The organism is Neptuniibacter pectenicola, from assembly GCF_001597735.1.
GTDB lineage: Bacteria > Pseudomonadota > Gammaproteobacteria > Pseudomonadales > Balneatricaceae > Neptuniibacter > Neptuniibacter pectenicola.
Genome location: NZ_LUTS01000115.1, coordinates 1 through 302 on the forward strand (window position 1 = coordinate 1; position 302 = coordinate 302).

Genomic DNA, 302 nt, shown 5'->3' on the forward strand with positions numbered 1-302 from the left:
AAAGGGAGTAAAAGGAATGAAAATGGAGTAAGAGAGGGAGAGGGGAGCGTAGAAATAAGGAGGGGAAGGAGGAGGAAGGGGGTAAGAAGGGGGAGGAAAAAGAGAAGAGTTAGGAGGTGATAGCTAGGGGAGGGGGGAAGAAAAAAGGAAGGGGGGAAAGAGAAAGAAAGAGGAAGAGAGGGAGGAAGGGGAGGAGGAAAAAGAGGAGAAAGAGAGAAAGAGAAGAAAGGGAAAAGAAGAAAAAAGAGGAGAGGGAGAGGGAGGGAAGAAGAGATGAGGAATGCCTGAAAGGCCCGTATTTG

At 48.3% G+C, this 302-nt stretch carries 1 protein-coding gene; it reads left to right on the forward strand.

Annotation, left to right across the window (positions count from 1 at the left end; translation table 11 throughout):
• Positions 1–116: 116 nt before the first annotated feature.
• Positions 117–302, forward strand: a 186-nt coding sequence (locus A3773_RS19895) for a hypothetical protein (protein WP_197462865.1), incomplete at its 3' end; no start/stop codon positions are given.